Origin of the sequence: Streptomyces sp. NPDC002055 (genome assembly GCF_040296705.1) — a bacterium.
GTDB lineage: Bacteria > Actinomycetota > Actinomycetes > Streptomycetales > Streptomycetaceae > Streptomyces.
In genome coordinates this window covers 70,000-94,610 of the sequence record NZ_JBEOXS010000027.1, presented here as the reverse complement: position 1 = coordinate 94,610, position 24,611 = coordinate 70,000, and the positions used below count along the sequence as shown (strand labels likewise).

25 protein-coding genes and 4 pseudogenes are annotated in these 24,611 nt (G+C 69.5%); 10 read left to right on the top strand and 19 right to left on the bottom strand.

The genetic code is table 11. From position 1 onward, the window contains the following. Positions 1 to 8: 8 nt before the first annotated feature. A pseudogene (locus ABT112_RS18770) lies at positions 9 to 122 on the top strand (GNAT family N-acetyltransferase); the annotation flags it as partial. Between the two features lie 183 nt (positions 123 to 305). Here the strand turns inward: ABT112_RS18770 and ABT112_RS18765 are convergent. Both ABT112_RS18765 and leuA read right to left on the bottom strand, forming a co-directional pair. Then, positions 306 to 1,082 carry an ABC transporter ATP-binding protein gene (locus ABT112_RS18765; RefSeq protein WP_351510921.1) on the bottom strand — a complete coding sequence of 259 codons (777 nt, stop codon included), beginning with the start codon at positions 1,080 to 1,082 and terminating at the stop codon, positions 306 to 308. A gap of 26 nt (positions 1,083 to 1,108) precedes the next feature. Then, positions 1,109 to 2,905: a 2-isopropylmalate synthase gene (gene leuA / locus ABT112_RS18760; protein WP_351510919.1), complete on the bottom strand. Its 1,797-nt coding sequence runs from the start codon at positions 2,903 to 2,905 to the stop codon at positions 1,109 to 1,111. 189 nt (positions 2,906 to 3,094) lie between these two features. Here leuA and ABT112_RS18755 point away from each other — a divergent pair, with 189 nt between their 5' ends. Further along, entirely contained in the window at positions 3,095 to 3,784 is a 690-nt protein-coding gene (locus ABT112_RS18755) for a FadR/GntR family transcriptional regulator (protein ID WP_351510917.1), read from the top strand. An 82-nt stretch (positions 3,785 to 3,866) separates the two neighbouring features. Here the strand turns inward: ABT112_RS18755 and ABT112_RS18750 are convergent, their stop codons facing one another. The 6 genes and pseudogenes from ABT112_RS18750 to ABT112_RS18725 all read right to left on the bottom strand — a co-directional run bounded on the left by ABT112_RS18750 (position 3,867) and on the right by ABT112_RS18725 (position 6,341). Beyond that, a complete protein-coding gene (locus ABT112_RS18750; protein ID WP_351510915.1) occupies positions 3,867 to 4,142 on the bottom strand; it encodes a hypothetical protein in 276 nt (91 codons plus the stop codon). 215 nt (positions 4,143 to 4,357) lie between these two features. Further along, positions 4,358 to 4,831, bottom strand: coding sequence for an OsmC family protein (locus ABT112_RS18745; protein ID WP_351510913.1), 474 nt, complete (start codon positions 4,829 to 4,831; stop codon positions 4,358 to 4,360). A gap of 247 nt (positions 4,832 to 5,078) precedes the next feature. Further along, complete coding sequence (locus ABT112_RS18740; protein WP_351510911.1) at positions 5,079 to 5,255, bottom strand: IPT/TIG domain-containing protein; 177 nt, start codon at positions 5,253 to 5,255, stop codon at positions 5,079 to 5,081. A gap of 237 nt (positions 5,256 to 5,492) precedes the next feature. Beyond that, a pseudogene (locus ABT112_RS18735) lies at positions 5,493 to 5,642 on the bottom strand (helix-turn-helix domain-containing protein); the annotation flags it as partial. Between the two features lie 70 nt (positions 5,643 to 5,712). Beyond that, positions 5,713 to 5,925 (bottom strand): helix-turn-helix transcriptional regulator, encoded by a 213-nt coding sequence (locus ABT112_RS18730; RefSeq protein ID WP_351510909.1) that lies wholly within the window; start codon positions 5,923 to 5,925, stop codon positions 5,713 to 5,715. Beyond that, on the bottom strand, positions 5,922 to 6,341 hold the full coding sequence (locus ABT112_RS18725; RefSeq protein WP_351510907.1) for a hypothetical protein: 420 nt from the start codon (positions 6,339 to 6,341) through the stop codon (positions 5,922 to 5,924). Before ABT112_RS18725 ends, ABT112_RS18730 begins: the two co-directional genes overlap by 4 nt. Positions 6,342 to 6,812: 471 nt before the next feature. Between ABT112_RS18725 and ABT112_RS18720 the strand changes: the two genes are divergently transcribed. Beyond that, positions 6,813 to 7,670, top strand: coding sequence for a phosphotransferase enzyme family protein (locus tag ABT112_RS18720; RefSeq protein ID WP_351510905.1), 858 nt, complete (start codon positions 6,813 to 6,815; stop codon positions 7,668 to 7,670). Between the two features lie 214 nt (positions 7,671 to 7,884). On the opposite strand, the gene ABT112_RS18715 is transcribed toward ABT112_RS18720, so the two are convergent. After that, positions 7,885 to 8,469: a helix-turn-helix domain-containing protein gene (locus ABT112_RS18715; RefSeq protein ID WP_351510903.1), complete on the bottom strand. Its 585-nt coding sequence runs from the start codon at positions 8,467 to 8,469 to the stop codon at positions 7,885 to 7,887. Between the two features lie 119 nt (positions 8,470 to 8,588). Here ABT112_RS18715 and ABT112_RS35380 point away from each other — a divergent pair. From ABT112_RS35380 to ABT112_RS18700, 3 genes and pseudogenes are all read left to right on the top strand, one after another. Continuing rightward, positions 8,589 to 8,801: pseudogene (locus tag ABT112_RS35380) on the top strand (EamA family transporter); the annotation flags it as partial. A gap of 44 nt (positions 8,802 to 8,845) precedes the next feature. Further along, on the top strand, positions 8,846 to 9,493 hold the full coding sequence (locus ABT112_RS18705) for an FMN-binding negative transcriptional regulator (protein ID WP_351510901.1): 648 nt from the start codon (positions 8,846 to 8,848) through the stop codon (positions 9,491 to 9,493). A 40-nt stretch (positions 9,494 to 9,533) separates the two neighbouring features. After that, positions 9,534 to 10,241, top strand: coding sequence for a B3/B4 domain-containing protein (locus ABT112_RS18700; protein ID WP_351510899.1), 708 nt, complete (start codon positions 9,534 to 9,536; stop codon positions 10,239 to 10,241). 347 nt (positions 10,242 to 10,588) lie between these two features. Here ABT112_RS18700 and ABT112_RS18695 read toward each other — a convergent pair whose 3' ends face one another. Continuing rightward, positions 10,589 to 11,956, bottom strand: a complete 1,368-nt coding sequence (locus ABT112_RS18695; RefSeq protein WP_351510898.1) for a M1 family metallopeptidase — start codon at positions 11,954 to 11,956, stop codon at positions 10,589 to 10,591. Between the two features lie 82 nt (positions 11,957 to 12,038). Next, a complete protein-coding gene (locus ABT112_RS18690; RefSeq protein WP_351510897.1) occupies positions 12,039 to 15,944 on the bottom strand; it encodes a Pls/PosA family non-ribosomal peptide synthetase in 3,906 nt (1,301 codons plus the stop codon). Between the two features lie 325 nt (positions 15,945 to 16,269). Here ABT112_RS18690 and ABT112_RS18685 point away from each other — a divergent pair, with 325 nt between their 5' ends. Continuing rightward, positions 16,270 to 16,611 (top strand): hypothetical protein, encoded by a 342-nt coding sequence (locus tag ABT112_RS18685; RefSeq protein ID WP_351510896.1) that lies wholly within the window; start codon positions 16,270 to 16,272, stop codon positions 16,609 to 16,611. A gap of 313 nt (positions 16,612 to 16,924) precedes the next feature. Here ABT112_RS18685 and ABT112_RS18680 read toward each other — a convergent pair whose 3' ends face one another. Both ABT112_RS18680 and ABT112_RS18675 read right to left on the bottom strand, forming a co-directional pair. Continuing rightward, a complete protein-coding gene (locus tag ABT112_RS18680) occupies positions 16,925 to 17,689 on the bottom strand; it encodes a class I SAM-dependent methyltransferase (protein WP_351510895.1) in 765 nt (254 codons plus the stop codon). A gap of 370 nt (positions 17,690 to 18,059) precedes the next feature. Then, positions 18,060 to 18,533, bottom strand: a complete 474-nt coding sequence (locus tag ABT112_RS18675; protein ID WP_351510893.1) for a cupin domain-containing protein — start codon at positions 18,531 to 18,533, stop codon at positions 18,060 to 18,062. Positions 18,534 to 18,860: 327 nt separating this feature from the next. Here ABT112_RS18675 and ABT112_RS18670 point away from each other — a divergent pair, with 327 nt between their 5' ends. Both ABT112_RS18670 and ABT112_RS18665 read left to right on the top strand, forming a co-directional pair. Then, positions 18,861 to 19,415 (top strand): signal peptidase II, encoded by a 555-nt coding sequence (locus ABT112_RS18670; RefSeq protein WP_351510891.1) that lies wholly within the window; start codon positions 18,861 to 18,863, stop codon positions 19,413 to 19,415. Positions 19,416 to 19,558: 143 nt separating this feature from the next. Beyond that, positions 19,559 to 20,176, top strand: a complete 618-nt coding sequence (locus ABT112_RS18665; RefSeq protein WP_351510889.1) for a DUF1707 SHOCT-like domain-containing protein — start codon at positions 19,559 to 19,561, stop codon at positions 20,174 to 20,176. 208 nt (positions 20,177 to 20,384) lie between these two features. On the opposite strand, the gene ABT112_RS18660 is transcribed toward ABT112_RS18665, so the two are convergent. The 6 genes and pseudogenes from ABT112_RS18660 to ABT112_RS18635 form a co-directional block, all read right to left on the bottom strand. Next, positions 20,385 to 20,813, bottom strand: a complete 429-nt coding sequence (locus tag ABT112_RS18660) for an SAM-dependent methyltransferase (protein WP_351510887.1) — start codon at positions 20,811 to 20,813, stop codon at positions 20,385 to 20,387. A 177-nt stretch (positions 20,814 to 20,990) separates the two neighbouring features. Further along, positions 20,991 to 21,383, bottom strand: coding sequence for a hypothetical protein (locus tag ABT112_RS18655; protein WP_351510885.1), 393 nt, complete (start codon positions 21,381 to 21,383; stop codon positions 20,991 to 20,993). A 24-nt stretch (positions 21,384 to 21,407) separates the two neighbouring features. Continuing rightward, entirely contained in the window at positions 21,408 to 22,565 is a 1,158-nt protein-coding gene (locus ABT112_RS18650; RefSeq protein WP_351510883.1) for an FAD-dependent oxidoreductase, read from the bottom strand. Positions 22,566 to 22,797: 232 nt separating this feature from the next. Then, positions 22,798 to 23,073, bottom strand: a complete 276-nt coding sequence (locus tag ABT112_RS18645; protein WP_351510881.1) for a helix-turn-helix domain-containing protein — start codon at positions 23,071 to 23,073, stop codon at positions 22,798 to 22,800. Next, a complete protein-coding gene (locus ABT112_RS18640) occupies positions 23,073 to 23,564 on the bottom strand; it encodes a DUF2975 domain-containing protein (RefSeq protein ID WP_351510879.1) in 492 nt (163 codons plus the stop codon). The genes ABT112_RS18645 and ABT112_RS18640 overlap by 1 nt, the downstream gene beginning before the upstream one ends. Positions 23,565 to 23,710: 146 nt before the next feature. Beyond that, positions 23,711 to 23,827, bottom strand: a pseudogene (locus ABT112_RS18635) (IS481 family transposase); the annotation flags it as partial. A 113-nt stretch (positions 23,828 to 23,940) separates the two neighbouring features. On the opposite strand from ABT112_RS18635, the gene ABT112_RS18630 reads away from it, so the two are divergent. Next, positions 23,941 to 24,561: a flavin reductase family protein gene (locus tag ABT112_RS18630; RefSeq protein WP_351510877.1), complete on the top strand. Its 621-nt coding sequence runs from the start codon at positions 23,941 to 23,943 to the stop codon at positions 24,559 to 24,561. Positions 24,562 to 24,611 lie beyond the last annotated feature (50 nt).

Below are 24,611 nucleotides of genomic sequence, written 5' to 3'. Positions count from 1 at the left end.
GCTCTCCCGGTTTGACCTGGCTGCCCAAAGAAGATCACTTCGGGATCAGGCGCGGCGACCGGCTTGTGGCACACGCCGGCCTCCTCCGGCTGCCAGGTGTGATCTGCCCTGTCGAGACGGAGGCAGTGCGTCTGTTCTCCCTCCCGATGTGACGGCCCCATCCGTGCGGGCCGTCCGGCGTGGCGACGAAAGCCCCACAGCCGGCCCAGGGCGCCGTCGAGCGGGCGGAGGAGCCGCTGCTCCGACGCCTTGCCGGTGATGCGCATCGGGTTCGCGCACCACCGGCATCGTGCCCGGCGGTCGGGTTACGGCCGGGCCGGGCGGCGTGTCCGCACACTCCACCGGCCATCAGCGCGGGTGAGGTGTAGCGGGTGATCGAAGCACTTGCCGACCTGATCACTGGTCAGGACGTCGGAGACCGCCCCCGAGGCCAGACAGCTCCCGTCCCTCAGCAGCATGGCGTGCGTCGTACCGGGAGGGAGTTCCTCCAGGTGGTGGGTGACCAGAACCGACGACAGCTCCGGGTAGCTGTGCTGGAGCGTGTCGATCCGTTCGATGAGCTGCTCCCGGCCGGCGACGTCCAGTCCTGTCGCGGGTTCATCCAGCAGCAGCAGCCGCGGACTGGGCATGAGCGCGCGGGCGATCAGTGCCCTGCCACGCTCGCCCTGAGACAACGTGGGCCATCGCGCGTCGCGGCGGTCACCGAGACCGAGCAACTCGATGAGGCGGTCGGCGACGGCGGCCTGCTCGGGCGTCGGACTCCACCGGGGGACACATTCAATGGTGTTGGTCAGCCCGGTCAGCACGACGTCCCGAACCCTCAGGGGCGAGCCGAGTCCGTGGCGCGGGTCCACATGCCCTACGTAGGAGCGGAGTTGGCGCAGGTCGACCCGGCCCAGCTGGTGCCCCAAGACTTCCACGGTGCCCCTGGTGGGGTGAGCGCGTGCCCCCAGGAGGCTGAGCAGGGTGCTCTTGCCGGCGCCGTTGGCGCCGAGCAGTGCCCAGTGCTCACCCGGCCGTACGGTCAACGACACATCGTGCAGGATCGGATTGTCGTCGCGGACGAGGTCGACACCGTCCACGCGGAGTACGGGCGATCGGGAGCCGCTCACCGTTCGGCCTGCCCGGCCCGGTTGACGGCTGCCAGGACGGCGTGGACCGACGCGGCGAGAAGGGAGGTGTCCCACCCGGCTCCCCAGTACGTGGCCCCGTCCACCCGGCACTCGGCGTAGGCGACGGCGGGGCTGCCGGGCCCCACGGCGGTGGCGTGCTCGGCGTAGTTGAGGATGTCGACGGTGATCCCGGCCCCGCCGAGGGCATGAGCGAGCGCCGACAGCGGTCCGTTGCCGGTGCCCTGGTGCGAGCGGTCCTGCCCGTTTTCGTTCAGTACACAGGTGAACCGATGCTCGCCGGGCTCGATTTCGGTGGTGTTCCAAGAACTCAGCGTGACCGGACCGCTCTGGGCCGGGGCGATATAGGTGGTGTCGAACAGCTTCCACAGATCCTCGTGCGAGAGCTCCTGCCCGCTGGCGTCGGTCGCCTGCTGCACCGTACGGGAGAAGTCCGGGCGCATCGCCCTGGGCAGGTCCAGGCCGTGGTGGGCGTGGAGCAGATGGGCGATGCCACCCTTGCCGGACTGGGAGTTGATGCGGATGACTTCCTCGTAGGTACGCCCGATGTCACCCGGGTCGATGGGCAGGTATGGCACCGCCCAGGGAGCCTCCTCGGGCGAAATGCCCTGCTCCGCTGCCTGCTTGACGTGGTGGTCCATGCCCTTGGAGATGGCGTCCTGGTGAGTTCCGGAGAACGCGGTGTGGACGAGGTCGCCGGCATAGGGGTGGCGAGGGTGGACGGGCAGCCGGTTGCAGTGCTCCACCACCTCGCGCACGGCGTCGATATCGGAGAAGTCGATCATGGGATTGACGCCCTGTGCGTACAGGTTCAGCGCCAGAGTGACCAGGTCGACGTTGCCGGTCCGCTCACCGTTGCCGAACAGACAGCCCTCCACCCGCTGTGCCCCTGCCAGGACGGCCAGTTCGGCGCAGGCGACCCCGGTACCTCGGTCGTTGTGGGGGTGCACGGAAAGGATCACCCCATCACGCCGCGCCAGATGACGGTCCATGTACTCGATCTGGTCCGCGTACACGTTGGGGGTGGCGATCTCCACCGTCGCCGGCAGATTGTGGATCACCGGCCGATCCGGGGAGGCCTGCCACAGCTCTGTCACGCTGTTGCAGACGTCCAGGACGAAGTCCGGCTCGGTGAGGTTGAAGACCTCGGGGGAGAACTCGAACCGGATACCGGCCCCAGACCGCTCCTCGGCACGCCGCATCAAGTAGGTGGCGGCTTCCAGGATCAGCCCGTGGAGCTCGGTGCGGGAACGCCCCAGGACCACGTTCCGCCACGTCGGAGCGGTGGCGGTGTAGAGGTGCACGACGGTGCGGGAGAGGCCTTCGACGGAGGCGATGGTGCGGTCGATCAGGTCGGCACGGGCGGCGGTGAAGACCGATATGGTCACGTCCTCGGGCACCGCGCCGCTGGTGGCCAGATGGCGTACGAAGTCGAAGTCGGTCCGGCTGGCGGAGGGGTAGCCGACCTCGATCTCCTTGTAGCCCATCGTGACCATCAGGTCGAACATCCGGCGCTTGCGCTCGGTGTCCATCGGCTCGGACAGCGCCTGATTGCCGTCACGCAGATCGACGGGTACCCACAGGGGAGCCTGCTCGAGCCGGCGCGACGGCCAGCTCCGGTCCGTCAGCGGCAGGGTCACCCGAGCGTGCGCCGGTTGGTAGCGCTGGTGCGGCATCGCGCTCGGTCGTTGCGGGTTCCACGCCGGAGCATCCGCGGGAACGGGTCCGGACGGGGTGCGCAGCGTGGGGAAAACCTGGGTCTGGGGTGAAGCCATGGCGCGGAACTTCCTTCAGTCGGTCATCCGGTGACCAGCACAGCCCGACACCCGCTGCGGGGTGCCGGTCCGTCAGACCCCGCAGCGGCAGCCGAGAAGGAGGAGCTCGCACAGCGACATGCCAGGTACAGTAACCACAGCTGAACACCTCAGACAACCTGAGAAGTTAAACGAGAAGGTGAACGTCGCATGCCACTGGGCGCTTTGCGGCCCACCCCCTTGGTCGAGCAAGCCACCGAACGCCTGCGCGGGCAGATCACCAACGGCGAGTGGACCGTCGGAACGAAACTCCCGGGTGAGAACGCCCTCGCCCAAACCCTCGGCGTAGGACGCTCAACCGTTCGCGAAGCGCTGCGCGCGCTCGCCGGCGCGGGACTGGTGCAGGCACGCCAAGGCGCCGGGGTCTTCGTCATCGCCACCAAGCCCACGGAGGACTGGCTCACCCAGCTGCGCCGGGCGGCCGTCACCGACGTTTACGAAGTCCGCATGCTCATCGAGGTCGAGGCCGCGCAGATGGCCGCGCAGCGCCGCACGGATGATGACCTCACCGCGCTCAACGTGGCCCTGGCCCGGCGCCGTGACGCCGCGAAGGCCGGCGACGCCGAGTTCGTCGACGCCGACATCGCCCTGCACGCGGCCGTGGTCGCCGCCGCACACAACCCCGTACTCATGGCCCTGTTCGGTGAGTTCGTACCAGTGCTGCGCCAGGGGCTGATCGATCTGGTCGAGCTGCTCAACCTGCGGACCGACGACCCGAACCACGGCGACGAGGGACACACCCTCCTCGTGGAGGCCATCGAACGGGCGGACGCCGAAGCGGCGGGACGGACCCTGCGGGAGGAGTTGCAACAGACGCTCACCCGACTCCACGCCATCTGAACATGTCCCGTCCGATTGCGGCCCGGCGGGCGCGAGGCGGGCCGACACTTGCTCGCAGGACTCGACCTGGCCGCTTGCGAGGTCAACGACGCCGGCCAACAGCTGTCCACCAGGCGATCACTCGGCTGGCCATTGCTTCCGGTCGCGCGCCAAGAGGATCGAGACCGAAGTGCTCCTCCACCTCGTGCTGCAGGAACTCGCCGATCGCCGTCTCGTCGGCACCACCACGGAGCCGCTGGAGCATGGGGGCGAGCATGCAGTCGTACTCGTCCTGCACCTCGTCGGCGACGCCGATCGGGTCCCACTCATTGAGCAGATGCCGCAGATCGTTCTCAACAGATGTGCGCTGGGGCTGCATCGCCCCAGATTGCCACCTTGGACGTACCTGCCGCACCCGCCCCTACATTGATCCAAACGAGAGGCCCGCCGCGGTGGCGGGTGCTGGAGAGTGTTTCGGTGGCGGTCGACCGGCTTGGTTTGCGGGCCCGGAACCGCGGTCGCCGACGCGAGCCACCCGAAATTCCCCAGGCGCTGCCTGGCGGTCAACGGTAGCGCGTGCAGCTGTTGGTCTCCTTACTGGATATGGGTGAGCGGCTCATGTCGGATGGGAAAGTTCACCGAGCGAGCAATGAAGCACACCGAATGCACTTCGCCATGCAGTGCGCGAGCCTTGTCCGCCATCGACGCATCGGCAACGGTCACTTCGGGACGGAGGATGACCTCGGTTATCTGGCCTCCGCCGCCACTCGCGTCCATGGTCATGACCCCATGAGCCCGGTCCTCGTAGTCGACGACGGTCACTCCGCCAACAGCGCAAAGGTGGAGGTACCAGAGCATGTGGCACTGAGCGACCGAGGCTACAAGCAGTTCCTCGGGGTTCCAGCGGGTCGGGTCGCCGCGGAAGGCGGGATCAGAGGAGGCGGCGATGGGTGCCTTCCCCGTGGCCAGGACTTCATGGGCACGGCTGAAGGAACGATAACCATCGGTACCTGAGCCGATGTTGCCGGTCCACTCAATCGCCACGTCATAGGTGTGCGTCTCAGTCATACGGCCAGGATAGGGAGTGCCCAGCCCGACTCAACTGACGACATCACGTTTACAACCTCAGTAACAGGAAGTGGAGATACACCCCTCCATGATGTCGGCATGCGTCCGGCGAGTCGTGAGGGCTGAGTGCACAACTGTGCCGCCCGCCAGGGGGCCCGTCGCGGGGCTCAGGGTGCAAAGGAAGGACCGGTGGCGGTGGTGGAAGGGGACCGGGCCGGTGGTGACTCCGAGGTGGTCGGTGTTACCCCTACCGTGCCCGTGCCGGGCGGAGAGACCGCGGTGACCTGCGTCGGCGACACCTGGGTGGCGCCGGTCGCCGGCCTGCTGAAGCGTACGGCGGTGGTTCCGGGGCAAGGTTCTGGCCGACGATGGTGACCACCGTGCCGCCACTGACCGGCCCCTGGTTCGGAGAAATCGTCACCATTGGCGCGCCTCCAACCCATCGAGAGACGGTCGCACCGGTCCGGGGCCGGGGCACGCACATCGACACCGGCCCGGCGCCGGTCAGGGCTCTCCGTCCTGTTCCGGAGCTGCCTCTACCCCCCACCGGAGCATGCCTCAGGCCCGTGTAGGGAAGTGTAAATCCCCCCAGCCGAGTGACATCGGGTGGCACCGTGCCTCGGCAGGCCGAGCGAACCGCACGGCCGGGTGGGACTCGGAGTCAGCCGGCTCCTTGCAAGATCCATATGGCGTTGATCCGGTTGCGGCCTCCGGTCCTGCGGGTGATGGCGCTCATGTAGTCGCGGACCGTCCCTCGGGCCGGGTGCAGCCGGTCGGCGATCTCCGCACCGCTCTGCCCTTCGGCGGAAAGCAGAGCTGCCGTGCGACTGCCGTCCTCAGCGCCGCCGGAGCCCCACGCGCAGCCGTGCCGCAACCGGCGGTCACGGTTTGCAGTCCGTGTCTTCGTCCGGGAAGAAGAGACCCTCGATCGGTTCGCCGAACACGGCGGCGATCTTGAACGCGAGCGGCAGGCTCGGGTCGTAGCGGCCCGTTTCGATGGCATAGACCGTTTGCCGGGACACGTCGAGGTGGTCAGCGAGGTCGGCCTGGCTCCAACGGCGCGCCGCCCGCAGTTCCCTGAGCCGGTTGTTCACCGGGTGCGCGGGGTCTTGAACAGCAGGGCTGCGATCCAGATCAGGATGCTTCCGATGAAGCTGATCTGGACCAGCTGGCGCAGGTCGCCCACCCCGGCCGCCTGGAGAAGCCCGACGGTGTAGATCGCCGTGATCAGCACGCCGAACCCGATCGCCAGGGCCTCGAGCTGGCAACGGCGCTGGTACTCGTCGGCGCGGCGCAAGCTCCTGATCACGGCCCGGACGATCCACAGTCCCGGGGCGAGGTTCAGCAGCGACCAGAACAGTTTCCATGAGTCCGCCGAACCGAAGAGGCCGAATTCTGAGATCAAGCTGAGCAACCCGAGGGCGATGAGCGCCGGCAGCCAGTCGAGCAACCATGCGCGGGCGCGGACCGTGTCGCTTCGGCTGTGGCGGTTCTCTGGTGATTTCTCCATGTAGGCAAATGTAAAGGGAGCTTGTCTCAATGTGAATGGTCCTTGTCAAATGGACAAGGGTAGTTGACGGTCTGTCGCCGGTCGGGCGAAGGCACGACCGGGCGCGGCGCTACTGGAAGGATCCTGCACGGATCCGCCCCGGCCCCCGAGGGGGCAACTGCGACCCGGCCCGCGCCTGGTCGGTGCAGCCTCGCCGGCGCGGCAGGCCGTCGGCGGTGGCCGCCGCGGCCGCCCACGGGTACAGGGCCCGGGTCGCCCCCTTGCCGGCCGATGCTGCGGTCAGCGATATCGCGTGGGCGGTGGCAACGGGCAAGGCAGGACCGATCAGCAGAAGTGGATCTTGCTGGCTGGGGCTTGCCGTAGCCCTCAGCATGACGAGCAGGCAGGATGGCCCCATGCCCACCGCGCCGGAGTCGGCCAAGTTCTCCCTCGCGCAGAAGCTGACCGCGCGCATCGAGAGGATCAACACCCGTGAGCCCCGATTGGCACCAGCGCCTCCTGTCGCTGCTCGCCCCGTGGAACCTTTCCACCCCGCGACTCGCCGCCGAGTTGACCGATCTCGGAGACCGCTCACGGGTATGGAGGGTGGAGAGCGACAATGGCCCGTACGTCGCGAAGCTGACCTTCGACGCCCCCGCATTCGTAGAACCCGGGCTGCGGATCGCCGCCGTGCTCGACCGCGCCGGCATTCGTACCGGAGCGCCGATCCCCACTCTCGACGGAGGGCTGTGCCGTCCCGTTGACCGGCCCAAGGGCCATCCCTGGACGCTCGCCCTGCATGCCTTCATCCCCGGCGCACCTCTGGACCTGACCACCGACACAGCCCCGGAGCAGGCCGGTGACCTCCTCGGACGCGTCCACCACGCCTTGATGACCCTTCCGGACGTGCCGCAACCGGCCGGGCGAATGCTCGCCTACTACAAGGGTGAGGCCAAACGACTCGGCAGACGCCGCGGCGCTGCCCTGAGGAGAGCACTGACCGCCATAGCCGACTTCCGCACCAGAGCGCCGCTGAGCGAGGGTGTGCTCTACGGCGACCCGGCACCGGAGATCCTGCAGGACCCCGACGCCACCGCACTCGCGCTGATCGACTGGGGCAGCCCCAGCTGGGGCCCGCTGCTCCACGACGTTGTCAGCTGGCAGCTGTTCCTGGCCGCCCGGCAACCGCCGGAGGCCGCTCCAGCGGTGGAGCGGCGCTTCCTCACCGCCTACCGGGCGCGGCGCCCGATCAGCGAGCGAGAGATGGACGGCCGGGATCTGCTTCTCGACCTGCACCGCGCCGTTCAGGACGCCTGGACACCAGAACCGCCCACCGACGCGGGTGCATGATCCGCTCACGGTTCAGAGGGTGCGCCATCCATCGGTTGTGCAGAGCTTCAGCAGCACGACGAAGCCCCGTCTCGCTCACCTTGGCTTGGCTTCATCGATGTGCAGGGTTCCGGCCTCGCTTTCCGTGAACCCTGTCCTCCTGACATCCGATCGAGGCGATGGACAGCGAACCCAGTCGTACAGGACGAGGGGCATGGGGGCCATCGCGGCCTGGTCAGGTCGTGGATGCCGGCCCGGGCGGCAGATGGACGGTCATGATCAGATGGCAGGGCTCGTCGCCAACCCCGCGATAGGTATGGGGGGCGTCTCCTTCGAAGGTGGCGGTTTGCCCGGCCTCGACGGGGTGCTCCGCGCCGTCGACGACCAGGACCATGCGCCCCGCGGTGACGCTGACGGTCTCCACGACTCCGGCCTGATGAGGGTGGCTGGGGTACTCCTCGCCCGGCGCGAGATGCCAGCGCCACACCTCGACCGGAGCAGGGCCCGAGGTCGTCAGCATGAGCCGGGCCTCGCTGCCTCGCTCGCCGGCCCACAGGGGCATCACGGCGCCGGCCGAGACCACGCGGACGCGCCCTTCGGCCGGACCTTCCATCAGTGCGGAGACCGAGACGCCCAGCGTGTCGGCCAGCCGGACCAGAGTCGCGAAGTTCGGATTGCCCTGCGCCTTCTCCAGCCCGACCAGGGCCCCCTTGCTGACACTGGCACGGCGGCCGAGCTCGTCCAGGGACAGTCCGGCGCGAGTGCGAGCTGAGCGGACGTTGTGCGCGAGCGTGCGCAGGGCCGCCTCTGTCTCGGTCACCTGGTCACCATCCCCATCGGTCGGTCAGTGGAATGTGCCACCCGGTCGTTCGGTTGACAACAGGCGGTCGTTCCGTTGTACGGTCCAGTCGTTCTGATGTCATCGTAAAGGATCGTCTCGTGATAGCTCTGCTGCTGGCTCTGGGCAGCTCACTGGCCTATGGGTGCGCCGACTCCCTCGGCGGCCTGGGCGCCCGAAAGGCCCACGTGCTGCGCACCGTGCTGGTCGCCGCGCCGGCCGGCGCCCGCAGCGTGCTCGCCGAACGCATCCACAAGGGGCAGCTCGTCGGCCTGGGCGCCGCCGCGGTCGCCGTCAGTCTCCTTGCCCTCGCCTGACGCCCTGCGCACTTCAACCTGCGCACTTCAAGGAGCCCCACATGTTCGTCCAGCCCTGGGACGCAGCCCTGGACGAGGCCGAATGGCGGACCTGGATCGCCGACGGCCACGACTTCGGACTGCTCAGCGTCAACGGCCTGCTCGGACACGCGCCCGCCACCGTACCCACCCACTTCGTCCCCGCCGGCAATCAGCTGCTGATCCATCTGGCCCGCCCGAACCCGGTCTGGGAAGCGATCGAGTACGACCCGAACGTCACGTTCACCGTGATCGGCGACTACGCCTTCGTCCCCGGCCCCTGGCGCACCAACCCCGGCACGCCTCCCGGCGAAGGCGTGCCCACCAGCTACTACGCGGCCGTCCAGTTCATCTGCCAGGCCCACATCGTCGACGAGCCGCAAGCCAAGGCCGAACTGCTGCGCCGGCAGATGGCCCACTTCCAGCCCGACGGCGACCATGCCCCCATCGAGGTCGACCGGGCACCGTACGGGCGGATGCTGCCCGGGATCCGCGGCCTGACGCTGGAGGTGACAGAGGTTCGGGCCAAGTTCAAGTACGACGACCACAAGCCCGTCGAGCACCGTGCCACCGTCGCCGACCGCCTGGCCGACCGCAAGCAGGCCCTCGACGAGCCCACGGCCCGCCAGCAGCGGCGCCGCCTGGACCGCATCGGTCCCTGGAAGCCCTGACCTCGCCCACCCCGCACCACCTCGGAACGGAGCCCCGCTCATGACCGCCTTCCGCGTCGCGCCCGCCGTCGCCAACGCCTTTCCCGACACGCTCATCGCCGTGGTCACCGCCGGCGGACTGCGAGGCCACGAGCCCTGGCCCGACACCGCTGCCGCACTCGACAGCCTTGAACAACACCTCGCCGCCGGTACCTGGGCCCCGGCCGACGAGAGCGACCCCCGGATCGAGGCGTGGCACACCGCCTACCGCTCCTTCGGCACCAACCCGCGCCGTATCCGTCCCAGTGTCGATGCCCTGGGACGTCGCATGGCCAAGAAGGGCGCCCTGCCGCGCATCAATCCGGCCGTCGACTCCTACAACGCTGTCTCCGTCCACCACGGCCTGCCCGCAGGAGCCTTCGATCTCGACCACGTCTCCGGCGCTATCGAGATCCGGTACGCGGACGGCACCGAGGAGTTCACCCCGCTCGGCGAACCCGACACCACCGAGAATCCCAAGCCCGGCGAGATCATCTACTCCGACGCCATCGGCGTGCTGACCCGGCACTGGAACCACCGCGACGCCCACCGCACCCGCGTCACCGAGGACTCCACCCGAGTCGCCTTCGTCCTCGAAACCCTCCACGCCACCCGCGACGGCCACCTGCTCAAGACCGCCGCCGAGGAACTGCACGACCTGCTGATGCTCCACGCCGCGCAGACGCGCGTGTCCTACCTCAGCCCGGAACAGCCGCACGTCACAGCGTGAGCCCGCTGGTCGAACACAGCGCCACGAAACGGGCTCAGGACGCAGGAGGCTATGAGCCTGCTCATTCCGACGCCGTTCGGGATCGTGTGTATCTGAGGTAGTGACGGATGCTGTCGTGTGTGACCAACTAGTCGTGGTGGTCCCATGAGCTCCGTCCAGATCTGTCTTCCGTTGCGCCGACGTGTCATGTCGCATGCTGGAAGCGCCTGTTCTTGATTTCCGTGACCTTCAAGCCATTCCGGAATATCAGCTGACGGCCAGTGGGCCGTCGGTGCGCCGTCCGACGGGCGGCCGGCGGCGGGACGAGCCCTACGGGCCAGAGGCGAGCCGGTGGTGCAGTAGGGGAGTCAGTCTTGCGACAGTGGATCGACCTGTGGGTTTGCGGGCCGGTGTGGTCCCGTGGGTTCCGGCAGTGGCGGCAGGGAGGGCTTTCGCAGCCAGGCGTCGAAGAGCCCTTCGAGGGGCGCGGCGGCGTACAGCTGGGCGTGCGCGGTGAAGTCGGCGGTGGTCACGGCTCCGTGGCGGTGCTTCGTGGCCCAGTCCTTGAGCATGCGGAGGAACGGGTCCTCGCCGAGGGCGCAGCGCAGCGCATGGACCGTCAGCCCTCCGCGCTCGTAGAGCCGGTCGTCGAACATCAGCTCCTTGCCCGGGTCGGCCAGCAGCAGATCCTGCGGAAGCCCGGCCAGCCATTGGTGCGCGACGGCGGCGTGCGCGGCGGCCGAAGCGCCGCCGGTGCGCTCGGACCACAGCCACTCCGCGTACTTGGCGAAGCCCTCGTTGAGCCAGATGTGCTGCCAGTCGGCGATGGAGACGCTGTTGCCGAACCACTGGTGGGCCAGCTCATGAGCGATCAGGCGTTCCGATGTGCCGGCGCCGTCGAGGTGGTTGGTGCCGAAGGTGGCCATGCCCTGGGCCTCCACCGGGACGGTGAGTTCTTCGTCGGCGACCACGACCGCGTACTCCCCGAAGGGATAGGCCCCGAAGACCTCCTGGAAGAGCTGCATCATCAGGGGTTGGCGGGCGAAGTCCACGGTGAAGTGAGGCAGCAGGTGGGCGGGCAGGTAGGCGGTTTGCGGCACCGGCGGGTGCCGTCCGTCCGCCGGGACCGGGCTGGTGAGCGGCGCGGCCGTGTACTGCCCGAGGGAGACGGTCACCAGGTAGGTGGAGGTGGGGGCCGGCTGCTCGTATACCCAGGTGGTGCTGCTCGCGTGGGTGGTACGGGTGAGCAGCCGGCCGCAGGCGATCGCGGTGTACGGGGCAGGAGCGGTGACCGACACCCGGTAGGACGCCTTGTCGGCCGGGCGGTCGTTACAGGGGTACCAGGAGGGGGCACCGACCGGCTGGCTGGCCACCAGCGCGCCGTCGGTCAGCTCCTCCCAGCCCAGTCCGCCCCACGGGCTGCGCATCGGCTTGGGGTTGCCGGTATAGCGCACCTCGACAGTGACGGCCGTACCCGGGGCGAGTGCCTGCGCCGCCCGGATGCGCAGTTTGCCCGCCCGGTGGGTGTAGCGCACGGTGCGGCCGTCCACCAGCACCCGGTGAATCCGGAACGCGGCCAGGTCGAGGGAGATCTCGTCCAGTGCCGCCAGGCCGGTCAGTACGCTGAGCCGGGCCGAGCCGCTGAGCCGATTGGACACGGGCCGGTAGTCGAGGTCGAGCTCGTAGCGGCGGACCTGGTAGCGGGGGTCCCCGTGACCTGGGAAGTACGGATCCATGCCGGGAGCGGAGCGCCGTTGGGTGTTCAACCGTCTCGCTCCTCCCGTGCGGCGGGCCGATGGGGCGGGGTCGCGCTGTGCCTCATTCTCGCCAGGCCTCGATCGGATTGCCGAGCCAGCGGGTGTCGTCCGGGACGCTTTCCGCGCCCATCGCCAACGATGCCGGGCCCAGAGTGCAGCGGGCCCCGAGCGTGCTGCCGGGCAGCACGATGCCGCCGGGGCCGAGTGTGGCACCCGCACGGAGCGTCACCCGGTTCATCCGGATGATGCGGTCGTGAAAGAGGTGGGTCTGCAGCACACACCCGCGGTTGACGCTGACGCCGTCCTCCAGCGTGACCAGGTCGGCCTCCGGCAGCCAGAACGTCTCGCACCACACGCCCCGGCCGATGGTGGCTCCCAGGGCCCGCAGCCAGAGGTTCATCAGCGGCGTGCCCGGCACCGCGCCGATCAGCCACGGCACGGCCAGCACCTCGACGAAGGTGTCGGCGAGCTCCGCACGCCAGACGAATCCGCTCCAGAGCGGGCGTTCCGCGGGCCGGAAGCGGCCCACCAGCAACCATTTGGCAGCGATGGCCACCCCGCAGGCGGCGCTGCCCGCGGACAGCAGCACAAGGCCGGACAGCAGCGCAGCGACGGCCGGTGTGCCACGTCCGGCCAGATGGGCCAGCGCGGCCAGCACCAGCAGCCCCAGAGTGGCGGAGGCCAGCACCGGCAGCAGCCGGCACGCCTCGACCAGTCCTCGGCCCCAGAGCAGCCGGAGCGGCGGATCGTAGGTCCGGTGGTGGTCGGCGGTGTCGGCCGAGCGGGGCAGACGCATGGGCGGCATCCCCAGGTACGAGCTGCCCTTCTTCGCCTTCTTCGGGGTCGCGGACAGCACCCCCACCAGCCCCCGCTCCGGGACGGCGCGTCCCTGCGCGGTCATGCCGGAGTTGCCGAGGAAGGCCCGCTCACCGATCTCGGCCGCACCGATCCGCAGCCAGCCGCCCCCCAGTTCGTACGGTCCGAGCAGGGTGTCGTCCGCCACGAAGGCCCCGTCGTGCACCGTGGTGAGACTGGGCAGCGCCAGCACCGTGGAGACCTCGACGCGCCTGCCGACCTTCATCCCCAGCGTGCGCAGCCAGACCGGTGTGATGAGGCCGGCGTAGAGCGGAAAGAGCGTGTCGCGGGCCTGGTCCATGAGCTGGCTGACGGCCCAGGCCTGCCAGCCGGTCCGGCCGTGCAACGGGTGCCAGCCGGGGCGCAGACCACGGCTCAGCGACCGGACGGCGGCGATCATCAGGATGGCGTACGCCAGCCCGAAGGCCAGTGTGGCGGGCACCAGCGCGACGAGTGCGCCCCGTACGGCGGCACCGAGACCGTCCCCGGCGTGGACGAAGCAGCCCGCCACCGCCAGTGCCGGGATCGCCGCCGTCAGCTGCAGCAGTCCCAGTCCCGGGCCGCTCAGTCCGTACAGGGCCGCCCACCGGGCCTGGTGCGAGGGACGCCGCTTCGGCCACCGCCGTTCGGCCCTGCCCAGCTTGACGGCGGGCGCTCCGCCCCAGCTCTGACCGGTCGGCACCCGGCCGCTGACGGCGGAACCGGGCGCGACCTGGGCCCGCTTGCCCACCCGGGCGCCGGGGAAGAGGGTGCTGCGGGTCCCGACCACCGCGCCGGAGCCGACCTTCACCGGACCGACCTCCAGCCGGTCTCCGTCCAGCCAGTAGCCGCACAGGTCCACCTCCGGCTCGATGGCACACCCCCGGCCCAGCTTGAGCATCCCGGTGACCGGCGGCAGGGAGTGCAGATCGACCTCCGGTCCGATCCGCGCGCCCAGCGCGCGCCCGTACCGGACGAGCCAGGTCCCGGAGAGAGAGACGGCCCCGCTCAGTTCCGCGAGCCGCTCCGCGGTCCACAGACGCAGATGCATGTGTCCGCCGCGGGGGTAGCTGCCCGGCCGCAGTCCTCGGAGCAGCAGCCGTGCCCCGCCGGCCGCAATCGCCAGCCGGCCCGGTGGGCTGAAGAACAGCAGACCGCCGGCCGCCACCCACCACCACGAGACCGTCGGTGCCCACGGATAGCTGCCGCACCACGTCAGCACATGGCCCAGGGCCAGCAGCCCGAGCGTCCAGCGCAGCCCGACCAGCGTGAAGAGCGGCAGCACCAGGAGCAGCTGCCCGATCCCGGCGCGGGCCGGGACGGGCGCCACACGGCGGGTGCCACGTGCGCCCGGCGCGGAACGCTCCAGAAGCCGGGCCATCTTGCGCAGGGTGGGCTGCTGGTAGAGGTCACGGACGGCGACGGCCGGGTAGCGGTCGCGGAGGAGGGTGGTGAGCCGGGCGGCGGCGAGACTGCCGCCGCCGATCGCGAAGAAGTCGTCCCGGGCGTCGGTGACCGGCATACCGAGGACCGCGCGCCACTGCTCGGCCAGCCACGCCTCGGTGCCGCCGAGCCGCCCGGGCGCATCCCGGGCACCCAGCTCGGGCCCGGCCGTCCGCGGCAGCGGCCAGGGCAGCGCGGCCCGGTCCACCTTGCCGGAGGTGCGGGTGGGCAAGGCATCGACAGGGGCGAGCAGCGGCACCAGAGCGGCGGGCAGTCGGGCGCGCAGCCGCTCGACGGCATGGGTGCGGTCCCAGCCGTCCCCGGTCACCACATAGCCGACCAGCAGGGGGTTGCCGCCGTGTGCCGTGCGGACGGCGGCCGCGGCACCGCTCACGCCGGGCAGAGCCCGGAGGGCCGCGTCCACCTCCCCCAGCTCGATCCGCCGGCCACCGAGCTTGACCTGTTCGTCGTCCCGTCCCAGGAAGACCAGGCCGCCGGGCTCGGCCCGTACGAGATCTCCGCTGCGGTAGGCCCGCTGCCAGCCGAGCGACTCCAGCGGACCGTACTTCCCGGCGTCCTTGCCGCGGTCCAGGTAGCGCGCCAGACCGACTCCGCCGATGACCAGTTCGCCGCTGCCGCCCATGGCAACCGGCGTCCCGGCCTCGTCCACCACGGCCACGTCCCAGCCCTCCAGCGGCAGGCCGATCCGGACCGGCCCCTCGCGGGTCAGCAGGGCGGCGCAGCTGACCACGGTGGCCTCGGTCGGACCGTAGGTGTTCCAGACCTCCCGACCCTCGGTGACCACCCGCGCCACCAACTCCGGCGGACACGGCTCACCGCCGAAGACCAGCAGCCGCACCTCGTTGAGCGCCTCGGCCGGCCACAGTGCGGCGAGCGTGGGCACCGTGGACACCACCGTGATGTCCTGCTCGGCCAGCCACGGGCCGAGCCCGGCTCCGTCCCGAATCCGGGAACGCGACACGGGTACCAGACAGGCGCCGTGCCGCCAGGCGAGCCACATCTCCTCGCACGAGGCGTCGAAGGCGACCGAGAGACCTGCCATCACCCGGTCCCCCGGGCCGATCGGTTCGTCCTGGAGGAAGAGCGCAGCCTCGGCGTCCACGAAGGCCGCAGCGTTGCGGTGGGTGACGGCGACGCCCTTGGGCCGCCCGGTGGAACCGGAGGTGAAGATGACCCAGGCGTCGTCCGTGGGAGCCGGGCGACGCTGACGGCCGGTGGCGGGGGTGCCGGTCAGCGCGAACCGCCGCCCGCCCTCCAGGACGGCGCTCACCGCTGCTTCGTCGAACACCAGCTCCGCCCGCTCGACCGGGTCCTCGGCATCCACCGGGACGTACGCCGCCCCCGCGGCGAGCACCGCCAGAATGCCGACGTAGAGGTCATGGGTGCCGGAGGGCAGCCTCACCCCGACACGGTCGCCCACGCCGATGCCGGCGGACGCCAGTCGACTCCGTAGTTCGTCGACCTCACCGGCGAGTTCTCGGTAGCTCAGCGAGGTCCGTCCGTCGTCCAGGGCCGGTTCGTGCGGATGGATCAGGACGGTGGCGTCCAGGACGTCCAGGAGCGTCCGCGCGGCGGGAGCCGTACGCCCTCCGAACACGGCGGGACGGCCCGCGCTCTCGCCGACGGGTGCCTGCTCGCGAACCACGCGCCCCGACACCAGATCAACCATGTGCTCCTCGTCCTTCGTTCCCCCTTCACCGAGATCGTCGGGGCGGGGGACCGGGGGTGCTCACCTTGTGCTCCGCGCCCTTGGCCCGGCAGGCACGGACCACGCGATCGCCTGCTGGGCCCATTCCCATCCCTACGAATATCCGGCAGCCCGCGGCACCCGGGCGAGAATTAGGGGCAAATGGGTCATCATCGACCTCTGTGGTCGCCTGCTGCTTCCCCTCGACGGGCCGGGAGCGGGTCACCCATTCGGCCGCCCGCGTGGTGCGTCATGCCAGGTGTCCGGCCCACGCTGCTCTCAACCCCCATCGGAAGGAGTGGTACGGGTGACACCGTTGGCCGACGACTGGCTGGCTCCGTGGGTGGCGAAGGCTCACGCAGCTCTCGACGGGGGACCGCTGGCTGCGTTCCTTGCGGATCTCGCCACCACCGCCCCCGCGCTGGGGCGCGCCACGGCGCACGTCATCAGTCTCCCTGTGCACCCCGCGGCGGTCGCCTTGCGCACGTCCCCCGAGGTCCTCACCGCGGCCTTGGCGCAACTCGGCGAGGCCGGTCTGCTCGCGTGCAGCTACGAGGGCGACTCGGATGCCCCGCACGCCACGATCACCCTGCTGCCCTGCGGCACCTCCGGTGATCACGAGGAACGCCGGTCGGACACTGTCGGGTAGCCGGGTCACTGCAAACGGGGTCCAAGGCCCGCTGCCGAGCACAGCGTTGATGAATTGCCGGTCAGTCAGGCAAGCGAACCGAAGGCGAGCGCGAGGCCGAGTATGCCGAGGAGGAGGTAGAGGAGCACGTCCGACCTGCTCCTGAACGGCGCATGGCCACCCAGCGGCAGGCCGCCGGGTCGGCGTCCGGCGCGATGCCCGTGGCGTCGAGGGCCTCGCGCGTGTCAGCTCGAACCAGTCGTCATCGAGTTCCGCGTCGGTGGTTGCGGATGGCGTGGTGCCAGGTGAGCTGGGTGAGGGGACTTCTCGTCGCTCAGGAGGGGGACAGCACGGCTATGTCGTACCGCTCCGCCACGGGGACCGGGTCTTTCGTCGGCTCGTCGTGGGCGTCGGCTTGCAGTAGCCGTAGTCCGTCTCGGAACTCCGCAGCGGTGAGCCGGGTGAACTTCGACTGTGGCTTGGACGTCATGCGGGCGTGGTAGTCCCGGAGACTGGCGGTGACGGGGCGAGCGAAGGACGTGACCGTCCGGACCGTGAAGCCGGCTGCGGCGAAGTCCCCGAGCACCTCGGACCGGGATGGAAACCGCTGTTCATCCAGCTCGCGGAGGCGCGGCCAGTAGTCGTAGACGAGTGCATCCAGCCGTTCCCGGAATGTGGTCCGGATGACCGTCACGCCGCTGGGCTGGAGGATTCGGGCCAGCTCGCGTGCGACCCGGACACGGTCGGGCAGATGGTGGATCACGCGGGACAGCACAGCCAGGTCGAACAGGCCGGAGCGGGTGGGCACGGATTCCGCGGTGCCTGCCAGGTATCGGACCGCAGGGTGGGAGTTGAAGCGCTGAGCTTCGGTGAGCATGGGCAAGGAGGCGTCGACACCGACCACCGTCGATGGCTTCAGCCAGCGGGCCATCGCCGAGCAGAACATGCCGGTTCCCGCCCCGATCTCCACCACTGCAGGAGACGAACGGCCTGTGAAGGAACCGATCAGATGTACCCAGTCACGGATTGATTCATCGGGCATCCGATTGCCGGCCTGGTAGACGCCCGCCAGTCGCTCATTGTCATAGACCCTGCTCATACCGAGGATGCTTGTGGCTCTGACGTCTTACGGCAAGACCACCTGATCGGGCAGGTTCGGGACGCGAAGTCATCACGTAGGGCGCGCCCCGGTGCCCGTGCGGGCGGCGGGGCGCCGTGATGGCCCCGGAGGAGTCGGCCGGACCGGGCAGATTCCTCCGGGCTGTCCCGTAAATGATCTCCAGGCGGGATGGGACACGGTGCCCGCCAGGGGCTGTACGGTCTCCGGCGGGAGCTCGCGCGACCCCGGTCGCACGAGTCGCGCTTCCTGCGGCGCTGCGTCCGGCTCCTCCGTGAGTGACGGTGGGATCAGCACCGATCATCCACACGGCAGGAGTTCGACCGGAGTGGCTGGAACGGGCGCGGGTGCTTCACCCGATCAACCGGTCGCCGTCTTCTTCCTGCCGCGTGCCTGTCTCCTCGACCTGGTACAGCTCGGGCACGGAGACCTTGATCGGCTCTTGAGTGGTCCGTGCGATCACGACGACCACGGGCTCGTTCGGGTCGGGATTCTCCTCGCGATGCGGGACGAACGGGGGGACAAGCAGGAAGTCGCCAGGATCGGCGGAGATCCGTACCTCCTGTAAGCCGTCGTGGAAGACGAACACGGGGTGACCGCTGACCACGTAGATCCCCGCCTCCGACTCGCCGTGATGATGGTTGTCCGTTGCACTCAACGGCGCATTCTCGACCAGGCCCATCCAGAGCTTCTTCGAGCCGACTGTGCCGCCACTGATGGCGGCATGGCCATCCAACTCGCCGGCTCGAACGTGGTGGACGCGGTTGCCCAGTGGCCCGTTGCCGTCCTCGCTCAGTGCGGATCCGACGCCTTCGTGGGTGGTCATTGTGTGGCCTCCTGATGGTTGCCGACGGCCTTCGTCGACCAGCAGGCTGCGACCACCGCGCCCGGGACGGCAACCATTGTTGCTGTAATGGCAACGCGCGTCTCCGGGGCGAAGGCGTCCCGCCCGGGCAATCGCCGGCCGTGCACCGGGCAGCCAACGGCAGGTCGGACACCAGGGCCGCACCCCACTGCTTTCCTCACAGGAAAGAACCTGTTCGTGACGACGCCGGGCGAGGCATGGCGGCCTCTGGTTCCGAACCCATGCCTCAGGAGGCGCCCGATAATCTCGGAGCCTGGTTGGGGCATCACTACAACAAGGAGGCCATGAATGATGCGGATGGGGCGGGGCTCGGGCCGGTTGTACGGCATGATGCTCATGCTGGCTGCGGTAGTCCTGCTCGTGGACCAACTCAGCAAGCTCTGGGCGGTCTCCACGCTGTCCGCCGGCGAGAGCGTCGCCGCGATCCCCCCTCTGATCCGTTTCCGGCTGCTGTACAACGGCGGTGCCGCGTTCTCCATCGGCACCGGCGCGACATGGGTGTTCGCCCTGGCGGCGGCAGGCGTAGTGCTCGGTATCCTCTACGCCGCACGTCGACTGGCCTCTCGCGGATGGGCGCTCGTGCTGGGCCTGCTGCTCGGCGGCGCGGTGTCCCACCTGGGCGACCGGCTCTTCCGTGAGCCCGGCTTCGCCCGCGGGCATGTCGTGGATTTCATCGACTACGGCCCCTTCGTGGGCAACGTCGCCGACATCGCAATCGTCGGCGGATGCGTTCCACTGATGCTGCTCAGCCTGCGTGGTGTGCCGCTGGCCAAGGCGCCAGAAGAAGAGCCTCTCACCGACGTGTCCACGGCGAGGTCTGCCTCCACATCGCCCGGCAACTGATGTCGGTGTCCCGCCGCGGCGGGACACCGGGCGGTATGAACACCCCGATCACCGGTCACAGCAACTGCGGTTGTAGTACCAGGCGGTGTTTGAGATGTGCAGTCCCAGTCCGCTCAGTCCGCCGGCTGCTTATCCTTGTGGCCATGACGGTCCAGCCTCCGGAGCCCTCTCCGCGCCCTGCTCCATCAGGAGAACTCCGCGCCTCTCACGACGACCGGGAAGCAGTGGTGGAGCAGCTGCGCGATGCGGCAGCCGAGGGGCGAATCGATTTCGATGAGCTGGATTCGCGCCTGGAGCAGGCTCTGAAGTCCAGGACTCACGCCGAGTTGGCTGTCCTGACCGCCGACTTGCCGAGGCCGATTTCCTCTGAGAGCCGGCCGCCGCTGGTGCTCAAGGGCGGCGTCTATGGCGCGTCTCGAGGCCCCGGGCGCTGGGAGGTTCCAGGGCAAGTGATCGCTCACGGCGGCGTGGGGGGTGTGAAGGTTGACTTCACCCGGGTTGAGTGCCGCCTCACGGAGGTCGCAGTGGAGGCGTACGGGGAGACATCGGGTGTCACGATCGTCATCCCCGACGCCTGGGCCGCAGACACCAGCGGCATGGATCCCGGCGTCGGCGGCCTGCTGGACAAGACCACTCCCGACCGGCTCCCGGGAACTCCGCTGATCCGGCTCACTGGGTCCGGCGGCCCGGGAGGAGTGGTCATCCGCCACCCCAACCGCCGGGAACGGCGCAAGCTGCACAGCAACCCGACGCAGGGCTAGGGAGCCTGCCGAGGTGTTGATCAAGATCTGAAACGATCTTGGCATGGCTCGTGACGATCTGACGGACGAACAGTGCGCGTGACCGAAGCGGCTTTTGCCGCCGATACCGACGATGGGGCGACCGCCACGTGATCGGCCGCGCCCGACTATCGGCGGCAGGGCTGGTGATCCCAGCACGGGAGCGTAAGCCCCGGGCGTTCGGTGCCCGTCATGGCGTGGGTACTTCCCGGAGGGGGTCTCCTCCGTCGAGGAAGAGGCGGCCGCCGGGGGCCAACGCGGCGGCGATGCGGAGCATGGCCGGACGGCCGACCTCCGGGTGGCGTCCGTCCAGTGCACCGACACGCACCGCGAAGACGAGATCGAAGGGGCCTTCATCCGGTCCGGGGACGAAGTCCTCGATGGCGACCTGCCGGAGGCGAAGCCGCCCGGCTGCGATCTCCTCGGCACCAGCGGCCTCTGCCTGGGCAATTGCGGTGGCCGACCGGTCGATCGCCAGGATGCTGCCGGCTCCCAGCCGTGCTGCCACGGCCCGGGCCGCGGCGCCCGGCCCGCACCCGATCTCCAGCACCTTCATGTGCGGCGCGAGCGGCAGCGCATCGACAACCTCAGCGAGACGGCGCGAGAGAGGAGGCAACATGAGCCGACCCTCCCACACCGGAGAAGCGCGGCGGTGGCTGCGCAGGTGAGATCGAGGAACGAGGCGCAGACATCGGCGATCCATCCGCGCAGACGCTCACCGCCACGGTTGCTCAGGGTGGGCGGAGTGGATCTGAACGGATCATTGTGCACCGCGGGAAAGTGGCGGGGGTCGTCGCTACCGCTTGGCGGAGCATGTCACCGGCTGGCCTGCTGCTCCCTTCTGTTGGTCCAGAACGCGGTCGTCGCCTTCCAACAGGAGGCAGTGCGCCACGCCTTTGCCATGAGGCGTGACCGTGAGGCGTGGAGTGTGCCCGCCGTCCTCCTGGGTGCTCCATGTGGCTCCGCTCACCTTGGCCGGCATACTGACCGCGCCGTTGGGGCCGTCGATGTAGTCGTGCCTGACGGATTGCAGGTTGCCTCCTTCGGTCCAGGCTTTGTACGTCACGTCGGAACTGCCGGAACTGCCGGAACTATCGGCACCGCAAGCCGTCAGGAGTCCGCAGGCAACAGCCAGCCCCGCCATCGTGGTGATGCGCTTCGTGGCTGCTGGTATGGGGAATGTGGGCATGACTTGGCCTTTCGGTCGGTGAGTTCACTTGGGTGTGGGGTCGGGGAAGGATCTGTCGCCGAAGAGGACTCGGCTTGCCGCGGCCCGGCCGAACGGAGTGCGTAGCAGGGTGAATCCCGCTGCTGCTGTGGCAGGCGTCCGTACGTGGGCCAATGCCCGGCGCAGCATGAGTCGTCCGCGGAAGTGGGGGCGGAGCGCGGCTCCGTCGTAGTGGGTCATCGTGTCCGGTTTTCCGGTGCGCAGTGCGTCGTCGAGGACCTCGGCTGCGAGTTGCGACTGCCGTAGGCACGGGTCCAGGCCGCCGGCAGTGAGGGGGGAGACCGCGCCTGCCGCATCCCCCACGAGAAGCCCGTCGGCGCAGCTGATCCGGCGGAGCAGGCCGCCGACGGGTATGGGGCCTGCGCGCCGCTCCACCGTTTCGGGACGTTCGATGCCGGTCAGTCCGGGCGCTGAGGCGTTGAACCGCTCCATCGCACGGCGAAGACCGTCTGGATAGCGGTCGGCGTAGCCTGCGACTCCGACGTGGGCGTGTTGCCCGTCGTTGATGACCCAGGCCAGGTAGCCGGGGGCGAGTGAGGGGTCGAGTACGCAGTGGAATGTCGGTGGCTGGTCGCTTCCGGGCAGTTCGAAGACCTCTTCGGCGCCGACGATCATGTGGTGGTTGCGGTCGAGAGCGAGGTCGCGGGCGACTCTTGAGCGGGCCCCGTCGGCGCCGACGATGAAGCGGGCCCGGACCGTGGTCGGTCCGTCGCGACCGGCCAGGTGGAAGGTGTTGCCCTGTCGGCCGGCGTAGCGCGTGCCCAGTGCGATGCGTACGCCGGCGTCGACCGCGGTGGCGGCCGTCGCTTCGTAGAGTGGCGCCATGTCGCCCACCCGGTATTCGTCGCGGGGGCTGGTGAGGCTGACCGGGCGGCGCAGGTCAGGGGGGTAGAGGACCACGCGTCGGATCGGTGGTCCGAGGCAGTCGGGGGGCAGCGGGAAGTCGTCGAGTGTCTTCCGTACGAAGATTCCTGTGGTGCGGATCGCGCCGGCAAGATTCGTTCGGCGTTCGACCAGCAGCACGTCGTGCCCTTGTCGGGCGAGGAGTGTGGCGGTGTTGAGTCCGGCCAGGCCGGCCCCGACCACCAGTACGTCGGCACTGTCTGTGCCCCCGAGGCGGCAAGAGAGGCGTGCTGTCGTCATGTCTGCTCTGTTCGTTGTGGAGTCCGTCATCGGTGCGTGCGGCGCGAGGCAGGCGTCGACCGGCGGCGGGCACTACGGCCAAGTCCGTGCCGGGATGAGGTGTGCGGACGTCGTCGTCAGGTCGTCACTCGGGAGCTTGCTGAAGATCAGGCGGATCGGGTCGCGCGGCAGGGGTGGCAGAGGGCGTCGTACCTGGTGATCGTGTGCAGGCGGGCGGCTACCGCGACTGCGGTCACCGCGGCGGGGAGCCGGCTGGGACGGATGCTCCGGATTCGTGCGCAGCCCTGTCCCCGTCCCCGGGGGCATCGGGCTCCCAGCGCAGCAGGTCTCCGGGCTGGCACTCGAGCACCTCGCACAGCGCGGCGAGCGTGGTGAAGCGCACCGCCTTGGCGCGGCCGTTCTTGAGCACCGCCAGGTTGGCGGGTGTGATCCCCACGCGGTCCGCCAGTTCACCCACGGACATCTTCCGCTTGGCCAGCATCACGTCGATGTCGACGGCGATCGGCATCAGATCACCTCGGCCAACTCGGCCCCCAGCTGCGACGCCTCGACGTCGCGTGCGACGGCTTGTGCGAGCAGCATCCGCAGCACGAGCACGATGAGCGCGTTCCCGAAGATCGCCAGGCAAACCCCGCCCAGCAGGGCCACAACGCCCGGGGGCGCGACCTCGCCGGGCGCCAGGACCGCCACGAGCGCGAGCACCAGGAGCGAGGCCGTCACGAACGCGCCGATCACGAGATGGACGTAGCGGAATGCGGTGTGGGAGAACACGGTTCCGCGTTGCGCCATCGTCACCAGCCGCCACACGCAGACCAGGACGACCTGGACCGTCACGACGCCCAGGACCGTGATCACGAGGACCGGAGTGCGGCGGTCCGCAAGGATGCTCTCCTCCATGGCGCCCGTCAGCATCGCCACCATCACCGCCTGGGCGAACACCGCCCCGGCGTGCAGTGCCACCATCACGGCGCGCAGCGCGAGCACTGTCAGCTTTCCCAACGTCACTCCCTCGATCGGATCGCGATGGAAAACTATCGAATATCGATAGGAGTGGCAAGTCGGGGCCGTCGGCGGGATGGGCCTGCGTGCCCTCCCGAATTCCTGACGCAGTGAGGCGAGCCGCCTCCAGGGGCCCCATGGAGGGGCTCGTCGGTGTGGATTTCGCTGTAGGCCAGGCGGGAGTGGTCGTCGACGGCGGTGTGGAGGTGGCTGTAGCCGGCCCTGGAGCGGGTTTTGCGGCCCGCAGCCCGGCCGAGGACCCGCGGCTCCCGGTGCTCGTCGGCTCCGATACCGGGCACTTCCGTCGAACTCAGGGGTTTGGTGGTGCCGTGGATCCGCTACAGGATCCGCGGCCGCCTCCTGGATACTGATCACCATGCGCACTGATTTCGACCCCGCTGCCATGTCCCGCAACGAGTGCTACAAGCTCCTGACCGCGGTGGTGGTGCCGCGGCCCATCGCCTGGGTCTCGACCATCAGCCCTGATGGTGCTTCTGCGAACCTGGCACCGCACTCCTTCTTCACGATCTCCAGCGTGGAGCCGCCCGTCGTGCAGTTCACCTCGGTCGGGCGGAAGGACTCCCTCCGCAACATCGAGGAGACCGGCGAGTTCGTGGTCAACTTCGCCCCCGAGCACCTCTTCGAGCAGATCAACGCGACCGCCACGGACTTCCCGCGCGGTGTCAGCGAGTTCGAGGCCGTCGGTGTGGCGCAGGAGCCCGGGCTGCGGGTCAAGCCGCCGCGGGTCGCCGACTCACCGGTGGCCCTCGAGTGCGAGCTGCACAGCACCCTGCGCCTCGGCGACTCCACCGTCGTCTTCGGCCGGGTCGTGCACGCGGCGGTCGCCGAGGACGTGATCGTCGACGGCCACCCCGAGGTGACGAAGCTGCGCCCGCTCACCCGGCTCGGCAAGGACGAGTGGGGCACGCTCGGCGAGATCCGGGAGATCTCCCGGATCCGCTACGCGGACTGGGAGGGGCCTGCCGACAGGACCTGACCCTGTCGGCCCATCCGGACGGCCCTCCGGCTGCGGCCCTCCCGGCCTCG